Origin of the sequence: Streptomyces sp. NPDC048659, assembly GCF_040650575.1 — a bacterium.
GTDB lineage: Bacteria > Actinomycetota > Actinomycetes > Streptomycetales > Streptomycetaceae > Streptomyces.
Genome location: NZ_JBEZHM010000009.1, coordinates 137,710 through 153,343, shown reverse-complemented (window position 1 = coordinate 153,343; position 15,634 = coordinate 137,710). Strand labels below are relative to the sequence as shown.

Genomic DNA, 15,634 nt, shown 5'->3' with positions numbered 1-15,634 from the left:
TCCGACCGTAGCGCCTTCGCGTGCCGGCACAGCTGAGACCGGCCACAGCACCAACGAACAGGGGTACAGCCTGATGACGATGCAGTCTCTTCAGCCCCGCCGGATCGCCGTCGTTTCCGGCGGCAGGTCCACCGAGCGGGAGCGGTCCTTGCTGTCCGGCCGCGCCGCCCTGGAGTCCCTGGACCGGCAGGGCCACAGCACGGTGTTCCTCGACGCCGCCGACAAGGACTTCGCCGACCAGGTCCGTGGCGTGGATGTGGCGTTCCTGGCCATCGCAGGACAGTACGCCGAGGACGGCAAGCTCCAGGGGTTACTGGAGTGCCTGAACATCCCCTACACCGGCTCCGGGGTGGCGGCCTCCGCCGTCGGCATGCATAAGGCGCTCGCCAAGACCCTCGCGGCCGCTGCCGGGGTCGCGGTTCTGCCCGGCGTCACCCTGCCGACCCGCGACGGCGACGTGAGCACGCAGACCATCACCGGCACGATCTCGTTCCCGCTGATCCTCAAGCCGCTGTCCGAAGGCGGCTCGATCGGGATGACGGTCTGCCGCGACACCGACCAACTCGCCGCCACCCTGCGGACGATCGACCCGGCCGAGGGCTGGTTCGCCGAGCCGTTCACCACCGGCATCCCGGTGAGCTGCGGAGTCCTGGAGATCGACGGCTTGCCCGTGGCCCTGCCGCCGCTGGCGACGATCCCCACCGACGCCGAGTTCTACGACTACGCCACCAAGCGGGACAAGTCCAAGTACCGCTACGAGTGCCCAGCCGACCTCCCCGGGTCCGTCCTCGAAACGATCACTACCGCTTCGCTCACCGCGCACGACGCCCTGGGCTGCTCCGGATACTCCCGCTCCGACTTCATCGTCTCCCCGGACGGGCGCCCGGTCTGGCTGGAGATCAACACCCTGCCCGGTCTCTCCCACACCGGGAACCTCGCCACGATGGCGGCCGCGAGCGGCATCGACTACGACCGGCTCATCTGCCTGATCCTTGCCACCGCCACAACCAGCGGGGGGTACCGGCCGTGATCGAGCTGACCGCCCGCGACGTCCAGGACGCCGCCGCCAACCTCGAACCGGTCGTCGCCCGCACACCGGCCCTGTCCGCGCTCTCCCTCGACCAGGCCGCCGGCTGGCCGGTCGTGTGCAAGGCCGAAAGCCTGCAGCGCACCGGTTCGTTCAAGTTCCGCGGCGCCTACCACCACGCCTCCTCCCTGCCCGCCAAGGAACGCGCCCGCGGCCTGGTCGGGGCCTCCTCCGGGAACCACGCCCAGGCGCTCGCGCTCGCCGGCCGACTCCTCGAAGTGCCGGTCACGGTCGTCATCCCCGCCGATGCGCCGACCCCGAAGGTCGAAGGCATTCGCGCGCTGGGCGGCAGGGTGGTCACCTACCGCCGGGATTGCGAGAACCGGGATGCCCTCGTGGCCGAGATAGCCGCGCGTGACGGCCTGGCCGTCGTCCCCTCGGCGAACTCCCGGCACATCATGGCGGGCGCCGGGACCGCTGCCCTGGAACTGCTCACCGACCACCCCGAGGTCGAGACCCTCATCGTGCCCGTCGGCGGTGGCGGCCTCGCTGCCGGGACCGCCACGATCGCCAAGCACCTGAACCCCGGCATCAAGGTCATCGGCGTGGAGCCGGAGGAAGGCGCCGACACCCTGCTGTCGATGCGCTGCGGCCGGCGTATCGCCCTGCCCGAGGTACCCGCCACCATCGCCGACGGCCTCGGGCACACCAGCCCCTCGCCCTTGACCTGGGCCGTGAACTCCCGGCTCCTCGACGCCGTCGTGACCGTGACCGACCTGGACATCACCACCGCCATGGCCTTCGCGTTCCGGCACCTGAAGGTCGTAGCCGAACCGAGTGGCGCCTGCGCCCTGGCCGCCGTCCTCGCCGGCCACGTCCCCCACGAGTCGGGAATGATCGGCGTGGTGATCTCTGGCGGCGGCGTGGACCTGCCCACCTTCCACCGGCTGATCAGCCAGGCCGCCCACCGGAAGGAAGCCTTACGTGTCTGACCACCCGTTTCCCACCGTTACGCAGTACGCCAGCCCGGACCTGATCGCCGCCTTCGCCTACGAAGACCGCGCTCACGACGACGATCCCCGCTGGGCCGAGTCCGGCGCCCCCGACCTCGAGACCTACGGCCGGTGGTCCGGCCACATGTGCGGGATCGCCTGCCTGCGCATGGCGTTGCTGGCCCGTACCGGCACCGCACCCACCATGTTCGAACTCCTCGACGGCGCCCGGAAGTACGGGGCGTACACCGAGGATGCGGACACCGGAGAGATCCGCGGCCTGATCTACGCCCCGTTCGTTCAGTACGTGCGCGATGTCCACCCCCTCGACGCCCAGGTGCACCGGACCCTGACCGCGCCCGACCTCCTCGCTCTGCTCGACGACGGACGTCTCGTGATGGCCTCCGTGCACAAGGAGATCCGCCGCCCACAGAATCCCGCCCCCGGCAAGGGCGGACACCTCGTGCTCGCAACCGGCCGCCAAGGCGACACGGTGCACTTCCGCAACCCTTCCGGCCACACCGACCAAGCCCGTTCCGCGAGCCTGCCCGTGGCCAAGTTCGCCGAGTTCTTCGGCGGCCGTGGAGTGTCCCTGACCTGACACTCCTGATGTGCGGGGGCGGGCCGAGCCACACCCTGCTGGCTCGGCCCGCCCCCGCGCGTCGTCAGCTGGCCCGTCCTGCCTTTGATCCGGTGTCGGAAGGAAAAAGCGACCCTCCGCGCCGTACGGGGCTGCCCGGGTTCGGCGGCTGGGGCCTGCCCCGGGCCGGGGTGTCGCCCCGGGCCGGGGCAGGGTGGTCACCTCCGGGCGGGCTGTGCCGGGAGGACGTCGAGTGCGTGGTCGACCATTGAGGCCAGGTCGGTGCCGTACCGGGTGTCGCCGTGGATGAAGGTGGTGGTGAAGGCGGTGCGGTCGCGCCGGGGGAGGTCGGCGGCGCGGTAGGCGGCCAGGTGGTCGGCGCGCAGGAGTTGGGCGACCGCGATGTAGCCGCGGTCGGCGACCAGGGTGAACAGGACGGGGCCGTCCATCTCGCCGGCGGCGTTGTGCGCGTCCCACCAGTACTCGTCCGGGGTCAGGCTGTGGCCGCGCTGGTGCCGGGCCACGATCGTCACCTTGATGCCGGTGCGAGGGTGGCCGACCACGACGTGGGAGGACCGGCCGTCCCAGGTGGCGCCCAGGGCCTCGGCGGCGGCGCGGCGGACGATGTCGGCGACGGCGTCGGGCGTGGGCTGCTCGGCGCCGGTGAGGAGGGTGCGCAGGCTGCCGGGGCGGGTGTGGACCGGGCGGCGGGCGACGACCAGGACGTCGTTGCGGATGCGCTGGTCGTCGGTCTCGGTGATGCCGGGGTGCCAGCGGCGGTGGGCGCGGACGTCGGCCAGCAGCTCGCGCGCGCCCTGGTTGTCGGTGGGGTTGAGGTAGAGCAGGCTGACCAGGACGAGTTCGGCGGAGTTGAACCGGCCCAGGCGCCACAGGGTCAGGGCCAGGCCGTGGACGGCGCGCAGGAAGGGCCGGTTGTCCAGCTCGGACCAGGGCAGCCGGCCGTGGAAGATCATCGGGAGGGACGCCTCGCCGACGGCGACGGCGGCCTCGTACCAGGCCAGCGCCTCCTTCAGGTGGCGGCGGCGGTCGGCAGGGGTGGGGCCGACGTAGGAGATGAGGTCGCCGAACTCGCCGTCGTGGCGTTGCAGGGCCAGGCTGCCGAGGTGGGCGTAGGCGTCGACGTCGCGGGGCTCGGCGGCCACAATGCGAAGCAGCTCGTCCTCGTAGCCTTCCACGTCCGCCGTGGCGCGCAGGGTGTCCAGCGCGGCGTCGAGGGGCACTTCGGTGCGGCCGGGGTAGGGATCGGGCATCCGGTAGCGGGGCAGGACGCCGTCCTCTGCGAGCCGGTCCAGCCACCACCGTGCGGCGATTTCCGCGTCCTTCTGCGGGCCCGGGGCGATCGCGAGGTCCTCGGTGTCCGGCTCCGGGCCGTCACCGTCGTCGGGGGCGTCGGCCCTGTCCGCCTCCGCGTCCTCGGGACCGTCCTCGTCGTCTTCCTCGTCCTCGTAGGCGTCGAGGACGTCATCGGGGTGGAAGTCGCCGTCCTCGGCTGCTTCGTGGGCGCCGGCGAGGTGCGCCCTCTCCAGGGCGGCCAGGGCCCGCTTGGCCCGCGTGCCGGGCAGCGCCTGCGTCAGCGGCTGGTAGACGTCCGGCCAGGTGTGGCCGGCGGCGAGCGGACTCCACATCGTGTAGTCCTGCTGCATCAGGATCCGCAGGGCCAGGTCGAGGCCATGGTGGTCGAGGCGGCCGGGGAGCCGGCCGGCCTCGCTGGCGCTGGCGACTTCCTGCAGTGCCTTCTGGTAGCCGATCTGCGTCTCGGCATTCAGGAGTCGGGCGAGCCGGGTCGGCTGGGTGCGCTGGACACGCCGCTGCTTGTCGGCGGAGGGCCGGGTGGTGGTGGACATGGGGGCTCCTTGAACCTGGCTTCGCGTGGCGCACCGCCCCACCTCGGTGCGACGCCAAGCCATAAGGTCAGGACGCCGTCATCATGTCGATCATGCTCATCGTGCCGGTTCGAGCGTTTGCTCAGTTCACCCGGGGACGGTCAACGGTGGGGATGACCGGCGGGCCCGCGCACCGTGGGCGCAGCCTCTCCGTCCATCCTCGCGAATCCCCGTCCGGCGACGCAAGGCCATCCCCCGAACGAGCGAACAAGCTGCTGTTTCCGCCAGGCCGGGGCTGGGAGATGTGCTCCTTCGATCCCGGCCAGCGCAGCCGACCCCGGCCGCTCGTCTTCGCGCGAGGGTGTGCCTCAAGCACGACGTCATCCGGCGAGCGTCAGCCGCTCTCCGCCGCCGCGCTGCGCGTGTTCGGCCCGGGCGGCCTCCAACAGCCGCCGCCACGAGACCACCGTCGGTCGGCGCTTGAGCAGGGCGCGCCGCTCCCGCTCGGTCATCCCGCCCCAGATGCCGAACTCGACCCGCCGGTCGAGCGCATCGGCCAGGCATTCGGTGCGGATTGGGCATCCGACGCACACGCTCTTGGCCCTGTTCTGCGCGGCGCCCTCGACGAACAGCTCGTCCGGATCCACACCCCGGCAGGCAGCCCGCCCCCAGTCGATGTCCGTCTCCCCCACGGCCGCGCTCCCTCTTCCTCTTCCCGCTCCTGCCGGTTCCCCTCGGCGACCGACCAGCGTAGGCGATGCACCGTCCGCGGAACCTACGGAGAAGGAGAGCGGGACCGCTACTGTCGCTCTGGCGATGTCACGCTTTCGAGTGATTCCGCAGCGGCCACCCCGCGCCGTAGGTTCGGGGCGTTGGCGCCCGTCCGACAGGAGATAGCTGTGCCCGATCCGTCCGTGAACTCATCTTCCATCCAGGGGCGTTCGCAGTCGGCGAGGTGGCGACGCTGGGCGCTCGTCTTCGGTCTGCCCAGCGCCGCCGTCGCCTTGATCGCGGCGTGGCTGATCCGCCCGCACGGCACCGCCTCCACCGTGCTGGTCGTCCTGATCGCGCTCGCCGCCCTCGCGGTGTTCGTCACCACGATGCCGCGGCGGCAGTCGGCGGCGGCTGAGCACGCCGACGCCGGGTCCAGCACCAGGTGACGGTGCGGGCGACGGGTCGCCTGCCCTGAAGACCGCCGCGCGCGGGCCGCGGCCAGGCGCAGCGCCGGGCGGGCCTCTTCGCTCTGCCGCGACGGCTGGGGCCGGTGTCGGTGTGCCGCGCGCGGCCGGTGAACCGGACAGAACAGGTGCGGATCCGGCCGGTTCGGCCGGGGCTTCGGACCGTGGTGGTGGGGATCCCGTAGCTTCCGCGTCATGGCGAGGACATTGCGACTGGCCGTCGCGCAGAGCACCGTTCCGGAGGACCCCGCCGATCGCGACGCGCTGCGGGCGGCGGGGCGGGAGATCCGGGCCCTGATGGCCGAGGCCGCCTCGGGGGGTGCGCGGCTGGTGCAGTTCCCCGAAGGGGCGATCACCTATCCGAGCAAGCACGTGATGGCGGCCGGCCCGGACGGGAAGCTGGTCCCGGCCGACTGGAGCCGGGCCGCCTGGGACGTCATGCGCGAGGAGGCCGAGTCGATCGCCTCGCTGGCGGGGGATCTGCGGTTGTGGACGGCGTTCGGGTCGCTGCATCCGCTCACGCCGCCGAGCAGGCCTCACAACAGCCTCTTCGTCGTCTCCGACCGTGGCGAGCTGGTGGCGCGGTACGACAAGCGGTTCCTGTCGCATACCGAGGTCTCCTACCTGTACACCCCGGGGCGCGAGCCTGTGGTCTTCGAGGTGGACGGCATCCGCATCGGCTGCGCGCTGTGCGTCGAGGCGAACTTCCCGCCGCTGTTCGCCGAGTACGAACGCTTGGATGTCGACTGCGTCCTGCTGTCCGTGATGGTCGACGATGCTCCGAGGGCCCGCGTCGCCCAGGCGTACGGGACTCTGTACAGCTACTGGCTGGGCTACGCCGTCCCGGCGCAGTTCAGTGCCACGGTGCCGTCCGGGATTGTTGGGCCCGGCGGCCGGTGGCTTGCGCAGTGCCCCGCCGATGGGCAACCCGCTCTGGCGATCGCGGACATCGACCTCGACTCGGCCGACCCGGACATCGACGTGGCCCTTCGATACGCCCGGCCTTGGCGCCGACTGGCTCAGGACGGGCTTTACGAAGACCGGCTGGTGACCGGGGATCCGCGCAGCGACATCCGCACGGCCTTCTGAGACCGCCGGCGTCTTCGGTATCACGCCGGGGCGCGGTGGTCTGCCCCTTGATGTGCCTACCGCGCGCCCGCGGCCACGGGGCGGATCGCCGCGAGGATGTCCCGGGCCCCCTGGTCGAGGAGTTCCTGTGCGACCGCTGCGCCGAGCTTCTCCGGATCGTTGGCGTGGCCGGTGGAGGCGGCGGTGAGCCGGACGGTTCCGTCCAGGGACATCACCTGCCCGGTGAGGCGCAGTCGGCTTCCTGGTTCCTGGGCCACGTAGGCGCCAACCGGGACGCTGCACCCGCCGTGGAGTTCGGCGAGCATGCTCCGCTCGGCCCGCACCTCCGCGTGGACCGCATGGTCAGCCGCCCGTTCCAGCAGCGTCTGCAGCTCCTGCTGGCCGCTGCGGATCTGGATGCCCAGGGCGCCCTGGCCGGGCGAGGCGGGGAACCGGTCCAGCGGCAGCACCTCGGCGATGTGCTCCTCCAGGCCCAGGCGTCGTAGGCCCGCGACCGCGAGGACGACGGCGTGCACCCGGCTGCGGCCTTTGAGTGCGGCCAGCCGACCGGGGACGTTGCCCCGGATCGGCACCAGCTCCAGGTCCGGCCGCGCGGCCCGCAGCAGCGCGGCCCGGCGGGGGGCTCCGGTGCCGACTCGGGCGCCGTCCGGCAGCTCGGCCAGCGTCGAGCCGCACAAGGCGTCCTCCACCGCCTCCCGCCCCGGCGGGGGCAGCAGTACCAGGCCGGGCGGCATGCTGGTCGGCAGGTCCTTCAGCGAGTGGACCGCGACGTCGATCTCGCCGGCGGCCAGGGCCGCCTCCAGGCGGCTGGAGAACGCACCTCCCGCGCTGTGCCCGGCCACGTCGGACAGCAGCGAGACGCGGTCGCGGTCGCCCGCCTCCGTGATCACCCGGCGTCTGAACTCGACGTCGGGGCAGAGCGGGGCGAGCAGCTCCAGGTACTGGCGAACCTGGGTACGGGCGAGGTCGCTGCCCCGCGAACCGACAAGGATGGGCACACCGGCTCCCGGAATCTGACGAGATGTGAGTTCCACCGTACCCGGGCGGACCGGTGGTGCTTTCCGACAGCGCGTCGGGGCAATGCGGCTGTCTGGCAACGGTGTTGACGTCCAGATGGCGCTGTGGAACAGGTGCTCGATGGCAGGTTGCCATGGGCCTTGGGTAGGGTCCGTGGCGCGGTCCGGCTGAAGCGAGCGACGTTGGGAGCAGGCATGCCAGACGACGAGGAGTCCTTGAGCGCCTGGTACGCGCGCCGGGAGGCGAAGCGCCGGCCGATCGGCGAGCGCCGCGTCGTCAGCCTGCAGGCCGGCCCGGCCCGGGGATCGCACGTCAACCCGCAGGCCCCGCGGATCGTCGAGGAGTGGGACGGGCACAGCTGGCAGCCCGTCTGCGTGGCCGACGACTACGCCGCCGCTTGCCGCACCGTCTCCACGCTCGACGCGGCCGTCGCGGTGCCGGTGCCCGGCTTCAACCCGCTGGGGCCGGGGACCGGACGGCACCGCAAGATCCCCACCTGACGAGCCAGGTCCCGGCCACCGAACGGGACGAAGCCGGCCTCCCGTTGCGGTGCATGGCGGCGGGCTGCCCGGGCCGGCGGCCGCAGTCCGGCCGGGCCGGTGCCGGTGCCGGACGCCCCGCGGGCCTACCCGCTGCCCTTGTCCGGAGGCCGGGAGCTGAGGAGCCTGTCGATGATCTGGTGCTCGGTGAGGAGCCGTTCGGCCTGCTGGAGCAGCAGGGTGTCGCCCAGCTCGGTCAGGTGAACCCCGTCGCTCCACAGCCCGGCCGGGTCGTCGCCGTTGGCGGGCGCGAGGTGCCGGGCGGCGGTGGTAAAGGGGGTCCACACGTCCAGGAACAGCGCGCCGTGCGCGGCGGCGGCCGCGCGGGCGGCTTCGTTGTAGCGGGCGAGCTCGCCGTTCATGGCGGTCACGGTGGCGGCGTCCTCAAGGGGACCGAACGGCGTCTCGGACATGACGATGGTCGTGCGGGTGGAGCCGACGAGGCGGCCGAGCATCTCTTCGAGGTGCTGGGTGTACTCGTTGAGGTCGACCGCCTCCGACAGCCGGCCTTGGAAGTGCCGCCACACGTCGTTGATGCCGACGCCGAGGAAGGCGAGGTCATAGTCGGCGCCGGTGGCCAGGTCGCGTTCGACGATGCCAGCGACGTCGCGGCTCGTGGCGCCCCCCTGCCCGTGGTTGCGGATCTCGAAGCCGACGTGCGGCCAGGTCGCGCGCAGGGACAGGGCAAGGCGGTGGACCCAGCCGCGCCGGCGCCATCCTTCGACGGTGACCGTGGAGCCGATCGCGGGCAGAGTGGCCTGGTTGGCCATCTGCGCGTTGAACGCCTCCAGGTGCTCCATGATCGAGGTACCGAAGAAGCCCACGGTCAGGGGGCGGTGGCGCTGACCGGCACCGGTCGGCGCCGCCCGGTGCGGCAGCTGTTCACGCATGATCGCCCCCTGAAGTCGAGATGATCACCAGGCTAGGGCAGGGCGGCCCGGCGTACGGGGGCATTACCCGGACGAGGCGGCGTCGCCTCCTCACGACGTCGGTCCGTTCTCCGGGCGATCGGCCCGTGCCGCCGGGGCCGACCGCGGCACGGTCGACCGGAAGATCGGCGACCTCCGTCTGTGCAACCGGATCACGCGCTGGGAGCCGCTGCTGGCCGCGCCGCTCACCCCCGGATGAGCAACCGGGCGTGGTTCGCCGGGCTGCTGGGCCCGGCGCTGTCGCCGGGGCGCCCGCCCCTCGTCTGGGCGGGGCCGCGGAAGTGTTTTCGTAGGCTCGCCCGGACGCCGGCACAGGGCCGGCGCAGTGCGGACCGCCCTGCGGGGCCGGCCGGGAGGAGGGCGTCATGCGCGGCACCACGGTGGCGGGCCGGTACCGGTTGGTGGACCTCCTCGGTGCCGGCGGGATGGGCGAGGTCTGGCGTGCCGTGGACGAGCGGCTCGGCCGCCAGGTGGCCGTCAAGGTGCTGCTGCGCCCGGAGGACAAGGAGCTGGTACGGCGCCTGGAAGGTGAGGCCCGGGCTGCGGCCGCCCTGAGCGATCCGCACGTCGTGGCCGTCCACGATGTCGGCGAGGCCCCGGTGGCCGGGCGCCACGTCGTCTACCTGGTGATGGAGCTGGTCGACGGGCAGCCGCTCAGCCGGCTCCTGGCCGACGGCCTGCCGACGGTCAGCGACGTCGTGGCCTGGGGGGAGCAGATCTGCCGCGGCCTGCAGGCCGCCCACGCCGCCGGCCTGGTGCACCGCGACATCAAGCCCGCGAACATCCTGATCGCCGCCGACGGGCGGGTGAAGATCTGCGATCTGGGGATCGCGCGCCGGGCCGACGCGGTCGGCCATCCCCTCACGGGGACCGACGCGGTGATCGGCACCCCGTCGTACATGTCCCCGGAGCAGGCCCGCGCCGACGCAGTGATCGACGCCCGCAGCGACCTGTACTCGCTGGGGTGCCTGCTGTACGAGCTGCTGACCGGAGCGCCGCCGTTCCCCGGCGGCGGGTGGCAGGTGCTGGCCCAGCACCTGCACCAGGCCCCGGCTCCGGTTCGCTCGCACCGGCCCGAGGTGCCCGCCGAACTCGAGCGCCTGGTGGCGCAGCTGCTGCAGAAGGATCCGCAGCGGCGGCCCTCGGACGCGGCGGAGGTTGCGCAGCGACTCGGGGCAGCCGCCGTACTGTCCTCCCCCGCACCGGTCACCGTGCCGGTCGAGACCGTCGCGGTGCCCGTGGACCGGCTGCCGACGGTGCGCGCGGCCCAGGCCCGGCCGCCCGTCGTCAGGACGGTCTCCACGGACTCCGGCCTCGCGGCCGCCGCGCCCGGGCGGTCGGCGTCGTGGCGGGCCGGAGCGCTGACCGGTGTCCTGGTCGGCGGTCAGCTGGCGATGTTCACCGCCCTTCCCGGCCCGGTGAGCACCGCGCTGGGCCTGGTGGCTGGCGGCTGCGTCGCGGTCGGCTCGCGCCTGGAGGAGCGGCACGAGGCGGTCCACGGCCAGCAAGGCGGGCAGGGCAGCGTCGTCGGGGTGTTCGCCGCGATGCTGATCGCGGCGGTCACCATGGTGGTGCTGCTGGGGTGGAGCACGCTGGCGTGGTGGGTGGCGGTGCTGGTCGCAACGGTGACCGGGCCGGTGCTCGTGGCGGGCGCGGCCGGTGTGCGGGCCCTGGTCGAGCAGCTGCTGCGTCGCGGCGGACAGGACGCCGAACTCGCCTCCACCGCCGGGCTGCTCAGCGGGGCCGTCGGCTGCGCGCTGACCGCCTCCGCACTCCATGGGCCGGTCGCGGGCGCCCTGGCGGCCGGGGCCGGTGCCTGGGTGGTGAGCAGTCTGGCCGTCGGGGCGCTGCTGCCGTCGCCGCGCCCGGGCCCACGGCACCTGTGAACTGCCGCAGGCCCGGGCCGTTGTTCCCGAAGGCTGAGCTGCCCGTTCCCCGGACGCCGGGGTGCGGAGGGCAGTAGATTTACCGGGCGGCGGGCACGTCTGCCGCTCGCCGAAGGGGCCCGCCCACGCCGGACCCGTCATGCAGGCCAAGCCGTCCGTCGACGCATCGTGCAGCTGACCTTCGTCGTGTCCGCTTCCGGGCGCGTACGCGTGGGGTGCGCCGCCGTACGGAGTGTGCTCGATGTCAGACCGCAGGCCCTCGCGCAAGCGCTCGCGGGAGATCCGCGCTGCCGGTGGGAAGTTCACCACGGCCATGAGGGCGAACGATGCCGCCCGGACCCGCCCCCCGGCCGTCCCGGAGGGCGGGTGGCCGCTCGGACCGGTCGAACGGTGGCGCGGAACCGGTGGCCCCGACCGCTGGGAGCAGGCGTGGGACCGGGCGATCAGCGAACTCGGCCCCGTTAGGGCCGCACGCCAGGAGGACCCGTACGACCCGTACACGGAGAGGTGGACCGAGGGAGCGGCAGGTCTCGCCCTGGCCTACTACCTCCTGGCCGTCGTCGGTGACCTCTCCGTCGAGGCGGTCTCGACCGACGAGGTCCGGGTGATCGCCGAGCTCCCGGACAGCGGCAACGCATGGCCGGCGGTCGCCCGCATCGACGCCCTCGTCGAGCGGGCCGGCCACCGTCTGGACGCGCCGGACGATCCGGTGGCGGCCTGCTGGCAGGCCCTGCGCATTGACTGCTCCCCGACCGATATCCCCGACGACTTGCAGAACCACTGGAGCTTCCGCTGGGGGGCCGACAAGGTCCGCTCGCTCAGCGTCGTCCTGACCCGGCTCGCCGCGGCGGGGAGGGCCTCGTGAAGCTGCGGGTCGTCACCTTCAACACCCTGTTCGGCGGCCGCGACGACGACGGCCTGGGCGTCGACCACCGCTGGAATCGCCAGGTGCCGTTCCTGAAGAGCCTGGAGCCGGACGTCCTGCTGCTGCAGGAGTGCAACTTCTGGCAGCTGCTCGGCCGGCGCCGCCTGAACCAGGCAGTGACCGAACTCAGCCTGGCCGCCGGGTTCCTCGCCGAGGCCAACATCACCACCGCCGGGCACCAGTTCCACAGCGCCATCCTGACCAGCGCCCGCGTCGCCGTGCTGGCCGAGGACTGCGACCGCAGCCGCTACCACCACGCCATGGGCTGGATGAATCTCCGCCTTCCCGGCTTGCCCGGCCGCGCCCTGGAGGTCCGCAACCTCCACCTGGACCCGTTCGACCCCCGCAACCGCGCGCGTGAGGTCGCCCCGCTGGGGGTCCTCGCCGCGCCCGGGCGGCTGGCCCTGGTCGGCGGGGACGTGAACTCGATCGGTCAGCGCTTCCCGGAACCCGACTGGCGGGTGATGGCCCCGCATCTGCTCAACGGCCATCTCCGGCTCCCCGGCGAGGCCGAGGTCGGCGATCGCGACGCGGTGGAGTTGCTGGCCCGCAGCGGCTTCGTCGACGCGGCCCTCACCGGCGGGATGGCCGAGGTCCCCACGGCCGCGTTCGGTCCTGGCGACGTGCCCCGCCGCCAGGACCTCATCCTCGCCAGCCCGGCGCTAGCCCCGGCGGTGACCGGCTACCAGGTCCACCGGCAGCCGGTCGACGACGGGACGTCCGACCACTGCGCGGTCAGCGTCGACCTCGACCTAACGGCGCTGGCCTGACGGGCTCGGGGACGGCGGCCGTGGTGCGGCAACGGATACCGTGCCGCACCACGGCCCCACCGCGGACGAAGACCCCGGCTGCCGCGCCATCGTCCGGCCGGCCGAAAGGCTCCTGCTCGAGCTCGCCAGTGCCTGCCCCTCACGCCGCGAGCAACTCGGGGCGCGGCACGGGCGCCGGCTCCCGGCGACGTTGTGCCCAGGTGCGGACTCGGGCGGCGTCGCCGGGGCGCACTCCGGCGGCGACAGGGTCGAGGGGCAGAAGCGCGGCGTGCAGGGCGCGGATGCGTTGATCGACGGAGATGCTGATCCGGGTGTACTTGCCGTCGCGGATGGAGGCGACGGTCCGGGGGTTGACGCACAGCCCTCGGCCGAGACGGCGGGCCGGCCAGCCCCGCTCGGCGAGCTCGGTGAGCAGGCCGGAGGCGGGGGCCGCGTCGACCTGGCCGCGGCCGGCCAGCGGTGCCGAGCGTTCCTTCGTGGGCAGCGGTACGCCCAGCACGGCTCCGGCGGTGACCTGGGAGACCCGAGGAGGGTGGAGCGGCGGCGGCTTGAGGAGGCGGCGGATCAGGGTCACGGAGACACCCGAGGCGCCGGCGATGTCCTGCGCGGCCATGCCGCGTTCGCGCAGGGCGGCGGCGTACCGGGCAACGGGGCCAGCGTCCACTCGGCCACGGCGGCCGGCCTCGCGTTCCCGGTCTCGCTCACGGCACGCCTTGCGTGCGGCGGCGAGGCAGCCGGGCCGGGTGCAGCCATAGTCGGCGCAGGACGGCTGTCCGTGTCGGACCCGGCTGCCCGCCGGACGGCGGCCGGACGGCCGGGCCGAGCCGCCCAGGTCGGCGGGCTGCGTAGGGGCCGGGGCGGGTGCGGCGGCGGAGGCTGGAGGCTGTCGGCGACCTTGGGAACCGGGGATCGGGACACGGCGCGCGAGCAGCGCCACGGCACCCGTGGCCAGGGCTGTGGGGCCGCGCTGGTACTCGCCTGTGCCGTCGTTCACGCAGACCATTGTGAAGGCCCGCGGGCTCCGGGCCGGTGATTCCTCAGCCACTGCCCGGCGGGCGGGTCGGCCGTCGCCTCTGGGAACGGCAGTGGCCCCGGCGCGGGGATGCGCCAGGGCCACTGGAAAGTAGCGGGGACAGGATTTGAACCTGCGACCTCTGGGTTATGAGCCCAGCGAGCTACCGAGCTGCTCCACCCCGCGTCGGTGTGCCTTCACCCTACGGCATCGCACCTGGTGCTCCGCACTGAATTTTCCGGCGGCGCGAGACCCCCACCCCCAAAGCTAGTTTCTTAATGCTATGAATTTGTGTATTGTTTGCGCATCCTGTCAACTAGGCCTGCCAGGCCCTGCCCAGCCCAATGAGGCGTGACTATGGCCGTCATGATGACCCGTCGGGGCAAGCGCCGGGACTACTGCTGTCCCGGGCACAACCCCAAGGAACTGCACCACGGGACCGAACGCGCCCGCGAGAAGCGTGAGTGGCTCCGCGAAGCCGCCCAGGATCTCGCCGACGACGAACACCACCTCGGCCCCTGACCCTCACTCCCGCTCCGGGGCCATGCCGCCGCCGGCCACGGCCCCAGCCCCCTTTCCCCGTCCCGGAGACCACCTGTGCTGCCCCTGCCCTCGGCCGAGCCCGAAGAGATCGCGCTCCCCCTCCCCCGCGGCGACGTCCTGTCCGTCGCGGCCACCGCCTCCCCGCAGACCGGCACCGTGCGCTACGCCGTCCGTACCCGCCACCTCCGCGGAGTCCTCCTGGTCCGGCCGCACGCCGTCGCCGACGAACTTGTTCCCGCCGGTGTGCGGGTCAGCTTCGGCGACGGCGCAGCACCGGTACGCCCGTACCGGCCGCGCCCGGCTGAACCGGTCGTCCACCGCGTACGGGTGCACGGAACCGCTACCTGTCTCGCCCCCGACCGCCTCCCCGACCCCAGCGCCGTCCTCGTGGAAGCCGTCGTCCTCGGCGAGCACCACGCGACCAGACGGGTTCCCGACCGCGCGGCGGCCCTCCTGGAGGAGGCCGTCCTGGTCGTCCTCCAGCACTGGCAGGCCCGTGACGACCGGCACGACCTGGTGCGGGCAGTCGCACGCCTCGCGGCCCCCGCCGTGGTCCGCGACACCCGCACCGCCCTGGCCACGGCCGAAGCCGACCTCCACACCGTCCGAGAACGCCTGCACCTGCGCCAAGGCCGCCTGCTGCGCCTGGACGAGCTGGCCGCCGCTCCCCCGCCGCCGGCCAACCCGCCGACTGGCGTCACGCGGCTCGTCTACACGGACGAGCACGGCCAGGCGCTCGGGACGGCGCTGGTGCGTGAGAGCGCTGTCAACGAGCCGCCCGGCACCGTCACCTACCGGGTCGACGGACCCCGGCTGGCCGCCAGCGTCGTCATCGGCCCGTACCGGCACAGCACCGACCCCGTCCCCACCGGCATCAGCGTGCAATACGGCGCCAGCGACCCCAGCGACGAACCCGTCGTCAACGGCATCCGGCTGCGCGGCGGCTGGGACCACGACAGCACGACGCCCATCACCCCGTCCTCCCCCGCCACGCTCCCCCGCCCCTCCCGGGCCGACCCCACCGCCACCCAGCCCGTCCCGACAGTCACCTACCACCGCTGGTGGGCCGTGGTCCGCGCCCTGGCCGCCCACTACACTCAGCGGCCCGACATCACCCTCCTGCGCCTTGCCGCCGCGCACGCCCGAGCCGCGGACCGCCGCCACGCCGAGCAGCAGAATCTCGCCAAGCTCCAGGCCGAGCAGGATGAGCTGACGCACACCGCGGCGGCACTGCGCAGGCGCCTGGACGACGCCACCGCCCTAATGGACTGACCCGTCCGCCGCGCAGCCCGCCGTACGACGC

Annotated in this window: 16 protein-coding genes and 1 tRNA gene; 11 read left to right on the top strand and 6 right to left on the bottom strand. The window is 73.2% G+C overall.

The window, feature by feature from the left end; all coding sequences use genetic code 11:
• Positions 1-79 precede the first annotated feature (79 nt).
• From AB0C99_RS10275 to AB0C99_RS10265, 3 genes are read left to right on the top strand one after another with little or no spacing between them, the layout of a single operon-like run.
• Positions 80-1,030: a D-alanine--D-alanine ligase gene (locus AB0C99_RS10275; protein ID WP_362472223.1), complete on the top strand. Its 951-nt coding sequence runs from the start codon at positions 80-82 to the stop codon at positions 1,028-1,030.
• Complete coding sequence (locus AB0C99_RS10270) at positions 1,027-2,019, top strand: threonine/serine dehydratase (RefSeq protein WP_362472220.1); 993 nt, start codon at positions 1,027-1,029, stop codon at positions 2,017-2,019. The genes AB0C99_RS10275 and AB0C99_RS10270 overlap by 4 nt, the downstream gene beginning before the upstream one ends.
• Positions 2,012-2,620: a C39 family peptidase gene (locus AB0C99_RS10265; protein WP_362472217.1), complete on the top strand. Its 609-nt coding sequence runs from the start codon at positions 2,012-2,014 to the stop codon at positions 2,618-2,620. Before AB0C99_RS10270 ends, AB0C99_RS10265 begins: the two co-directional genes overlap by 8 nt.
• 197 nt (positions 2,621-2,817) lie before the next feature.
• Here AB0C99_RS10265 and AB0C99_RS10260 read toward each other — a convergent pair whose 3' ends face one another.
• Both AB0C99_RS10260 and AB0C99_RS10255 read right to left on the bottom strand, forming a co-directional pair.
• Entirely contained in the window at positions 2,818-4,464 is a 1,647-nt protein-coding gene (locus AB0C99_RS10260) for a hypothetical protein (protein ID WP_362472214.1), read from the bottom strand.
• Between the two features lie 359 nt (positions 4,465-4,823).
• Positions 4,824-5,135: a WhiB family transcriptional regulator gene (locus AB0C99_RS10255; protein ID WP_350572486.1), complete on the bottom strand. Its 312-nt coding sequence runs from the start codon at positions 5,133-5,135 to the stop codon at positions 4,824-4,826.
• A gap of 222 nt (positions 5,136-5,357) precedes the next feature.
• Between AB0C99_RS10255 and AB0C99_RS10250 the strand changes: the two genes are divergently transcribed.
• A complete protein-coding gene (locus AB0C99_RS10250; RefSeq protein ID WP_362472211.1) occupies positions 5,358-5,603 on the top strand; it encodes a hypothetical protein in 246 nt (81 codons plus the stop codon).
• A 213-nt stretch (positions 5,604-5,816) separates the two neighbouring features.
• Positions 5,817-6,710 (top strand): carbon-nitrogen hydrolase family protein, encoded by an 894-nt coding sequence (locus AB0C99_RS10245; RefSeq protein ID WP_362472209.1) that lies wholly within the window; start codon positions 5,817-5,819, stop codon positions 6,708-6,710.
• A gap of 56 nt (positions 6,711-6,766) precedes the next feature.
• On the opposite strand, the gene hemC is transcribed toward AB0C99_RS10245, so the two are convergent.
• On the bottom strand, positions 6,767-7,708 hold the full coding sequence (hemC, locus tag AB0C99_RS10240; RefSeq protein WP_362472206.1) for a hydroxymethylbilane synthase: 942 nt from the start codon (positions 7,706-7,708) through the stop codon (positions 6,767-6,769).
• A 213-nt stretch (positions 7,709-7,921) separates the two neighbouring features.
• On the opposite strand from hemC, the gene AB0C99_RS10235 reads away from it, so the two are divergent.
• Positions 7,922-8,227: a DUF6087 family protein gene (locus tag AB0C99_RS10235; RefSeq protein WP_362472203.1), complete on the top strand. Its 306-nt coding sequence runs from the start codon at positions 7,922-7,924 to the stop codon at positions 8,225-8,227.
• Positions 8,228-8,352: 125 nt separating this feature from the next.
• On the opposite strand, the gene AB0C99_RS10230 is transcribed toward AB0C99_RS10235, so the two are convergent.
• Complete coding sequence (locus tag AB0C99_RS10230; RefSeq protein WP_362472201.1) at positions 8,353-9,156, bottom strand: GDSL-type esterase/lipase family protein; 804 nt, start codon at positions 9,154-9,156, stop codon at positions 8,353-8,355.
• Positions 9,157-9,560: 404 nt separating this feature from the next.
• Between AB0C99_RS10230 and AB0C99_RS10225 the strand changes: the two genes are divergently transcribed.
• The 3 genes from AB0C99_RS10225 (at position 9,561) to AB0C99_RS10215 (ending at position 12,776) form a co-directional block, all read left to right on the top strand.
• Positions 9,561-11,081 (top strand): serine/threonine-protein kinase, encoded by a 1,521-nt coding sequence (locus AB0C99_RS10225; protein WP_362472198.1) that lies wholly within the window; start codon positions 9,561-9,563, stop codon positions 11,079-11,081.
• A gap of 241 nt (positions 11,082-11,322) precedes the next feature.
• On the top strand, positions 11,323-11,946 hold the full coding sequence (locus AB0C99_RS10220) for a hypothetical protein (protein ID WP_362472196.1): 624 nt from the start codon (positions 11,323-11,325) through the stop codon (positions 11,944-11,946).
• Positions 11,943-12,776: an endonuclease/exonuclease/phosphatase family protein gene (locus AB0C99_RS10215; RefSeq protein ID WP_362472194.1), complete on the top strand. Its 834-nt coding sequence runs from the start codon at positions 11,943-11,945 to the stop codon at positions 12,774-12,776. Before AB0C99_RS10220 ends, AB0C99_RS10215 begins: the two co-directional genes overlap by 4 nt.
• Before the next feature lie 139 nt (positions 12,777-12,915).
• Here AB0C99_RS10215 and AB0C99_RS10210 read toward each other — a convergent pair whose 3' ends face one another.
• Both AB0C99_RS10210 and AB0C99_RS10205 read right to left on the bottom strand, forming a co-directional pair.
• Positions 12,916-13,440, bottom strand: coding sequence for a hypothetical protein (locus tag AB0C99_RS10210; protein ID WP_362472191.1), 525 nt, complete (start codon positions 13,438-13,440; stop codon positions 12,916-12,918).
• Between the two features lie 460 nt (positions 13,441-13,900).
• Positions 13,901-13,974, bottom strand: a tRNA-Met gene (locus AB0C99_RS10205).
• Positions 13,975-14,154: 180 nt separating this feature from the next.
• On the opposite strand from AB0C99_RS10205, the gene AB0C99_RS10200 reads away from it, so the two are divergent.
• Together AB0C99_RS10200 and AB0C99_RS10195 are read left to right on the top strand one after the other, a co-directional pair.
• Entirely contained in the window at positions 14,155-14,310 is a 156-nt protein-coding gene (locus AB0C99_RS10200; RefSeq protein ID WP_351390394.1) for a hypothetical protein, read from the top strand.
• A 75-nt stretch (positions 14,311-14,385) separates the two neighbouring features.
• A complete protein-coding gene (locus AB0C99_RS10195) occupies positions 14,386-15,603 on the top strand; it encodes a hypothetical protein (RefSeq protein ID WP_362472189.1) in 1,218 nt (405 codons plus the stop codon).
• The last annotated feature ends 31 nt before the right edge of the window (positions 15,604-15,634 follow it).